This window comes from Rubrivivax sp. A210 (assembly GCF_904426505.1).
GTDB lineage: Bacteria > Pseudomonadota > Gammaproteobacteria > Burkholderiales > Burkholderiaceae_C > Rubrivivax.
Genome location: NZ_CAJGBN010000052.1, coordinates 1 through 2,510 on the forward strand (window position 1 = coordinate 1; position 2,510 = coordinate 2,510).

Consider the following 2,510-nt stretch of genomic DNA (forward strand, 5'->3'; position numbering starts at 1 on the left):
GCACCTGCGGGTGCTTTACTGCGCCCTCGTCGGCCAACTTATGCTGGCGTTGATGCTCGTCACGCCGGCGCCGCGTTCGTTGCTGGCACCGTCTACGCGCTGAAATTGGGTTGTTCAGAGCGGACTAAGTCACATGCAAAGTACGCTACCTCAACATTCAGTGGCTCTTTCGAACAGGGCCCCTGGCAAGAGTTTATGAAAGAATTTATCCTGTTCATGTACAACGACGCACTGAACGCGGAGGCCGCAAACGATGGCGAGAAATGGGACAATTATTTCTCAAATCTGCACGCCACAGGGCGCTTCGACGGCGGCAGTTTCATCGGCCTGGGTTTGAAGTTTCAGAAGGGTCAAGCAGATCAAATGTCAGAAACTGACATGGACGGCATCATCCGCGTCCGCGCCGAAAGTATGGCTGAAGCAAAGGTATTCCTTATTGGGAACCCGACGTACGAAGCCGGCGGCACCGTCGAGATTCGAGAACTCCCGCGAGATGAGTAGGAAAAATGCAAAAGCATCGCAAGGCGTGGCCTAACCCCTCGCTCAAGCGGAGCGCCAACGGCGGGCCGCCAGGCCCGCGAGGCGCCTTGGTATATTCTGCACCTCGCGGGCCTGGCGTCCCACCGTCGGCTCCCGCTTAGCTCGAACGTTAGGGCGCACAGCCAGCATCGGGGTTGCGCTGCCCTTCAGATTGCAACAGAATGCGCTGCTAAAGGGAGGATCGCCATGACACGTCAAGTCAATGCAACTCAACCATACTAGGACAAGTTGCTCAAAATGATTCCATCCGAAGTGGTGGGTCTATACATGGCACTTGCCGGATTCCTTGGATTCGCAGGAGATGGGTCAAGCACTGCAGCGCAGCCGGTAGGTACTGCTGCTTCGGCAGCCTCGGCCGCAAGCGCAGTTCCATTGATTACTCAGACAGCAGCAAACACCGCAGCCGCCTCGTTCGGAATCAGCAATTCAACGCTAATTCAGTTTGTATTCTTCGTACTCTTGATCGGCACTCCACTTTATCTTGTTAGAGTGAGTGAAGTAAAGCATAAAGGTCAGCTAGCAGTGGCGACAGTCGCCTTCGCAATTTGGGCATACACGCTCGGCGGACCGTTCGTTGTTTGGAACATATATAGTCCTACCTTGGGCTCTGTCCTACTGCTCCTGTGGACATTCTTCGTCCCGATGTTTGTCAAAACCGACGAACCCGCACCCGTGCCGCCGACACCCGAGCCGCCTAAGCCGCCCGGCACATAAGAGGGCCGTTTCACGGTCCACGCAGGTGCGCCCTAACCCCTCGCTCAAGCGGAGCGCCAACGGCAGGCCACCAGGCCCGGTCTGGCGTTACGCGGTACATTTTCGCCAGCCCGGGCCTGGCGCCCTGCCGTCGGCGCCCGCTTAGCTCGAACGTTAGGCGTCACATGCAGCCACCGGGGCGGGGCCCCAGCAGTAATCCCCCAACCGACGCGCTACAGCTGACGCCAACCACTCTATGATCTACTCCACCACAGCCTCAATCGCATCCGACAACACATGCTTGTATCTCGTCCAACCAAGTTCGGCGCCGGTATCATGCTTGGCGGCGATTACCTCGATCTGAGCAGCCTGCACGAGACGGTTCATGCCCTCGCGTCGGAGACAGGCCCTCTGTCTGCGCATCACTACGAGTTTGCTCTGGGTCTTGCCTACGATCTGCGCAAGGCCCGGGAGGGAAAGCGCGATCGATGGCCATCGGATGCCGAGACATACGCGAATTACTCGGCAGTCAATATTTTGTGGCCGGTCTTCCTTGTTCAACTCGGCATGCTGCGATCAGCATGCGCCTACATGCCCACAGATCGCCGGGTGCAAGCGCATCTGTACTCGCTTGAAGCATGTGCCGCAGAAGCGCTCGCGGAGTTTGATCCGGCCGTCGGCGCAATGTGTATGAGGTGGCTGGCCAACTTCAACCTTCTTCACGACAGCTTCTTACTTGAGTTCGTAACACAACAGACTAGGGAGTTTCTGTACGGCGCCGGCCAGGGCAAGGCACGCTTCCGCCGGTTGCCGCGCCTGCTCGACGAAATCTCCCCCTTCTCGCAGGCCTACCAAGAATTCGAGCGCACCGTTGCGAAGCAAGCCCACGACCAGGGCGCAAAGCCACAAGACATGACCGACCTGTCGGAATGGCCCGACTTCAAGTGGTGACGCCTAACCCCTCGCTCAAGCGGAGCGCCAACGGCAGGCCACCAGGCCCGGGCCGGTGGTACTCTGTACATTTTCACCGGCCCGGGCCTGGCGTCCTGTCGCTGCCGCCCGCTTAGCTCGAACGTTAGGCGTCGTAATCCACCACTTTGCCATGCGTCGCATAGTAATAACCGGCGGCCCCGGCGCCGGGAAGACAACACTACTCGCAGAACTCGCCACCAGAGGCTACGAAACGGTGTCCGAATCAGCGCGTGAAGTCATCACGGAACGCTTGGCGAGGGGCCTGCCCCCACGACCCGATCCGGCTACTTTTGCAAGAGAGATCC

At 58.7% G+C, this 2,510-nt stretch carries 3 protein-coding genes; all 3 read left to right on the forward strand.

Annotated features, from left to right (window positions below):
- The coding region (locus JMV16_RS24320) for a hypothetical protein (RefSeq protein WP_236580623.1) at window positions 1-501 on the forward strand (501 nt) is incomplete at its 5' end.
- Between the two features lie 1,029 nt (window positions 502-1,530).
- Window positions 1,531-2,184, forward strand: coding sequence for a DUF6904 family protein (locus tag JMV16_RS19840; RefSeq protein WP_201496049.1), 654 nt, complete (start codon window positions 1,531-1,533; stop codon window positions 2,182-2,184).
- A gap of 151 nt (window positions 2,185-2,335) precedes the next feature.
- The coding region (locus tag JMV16_RS24635) for an AAA family ATPase (RefSeq protein WP_201496038.1) at window positions 2,336-2,510 on the forward strand (175 nt) is incomplete at its 3' end.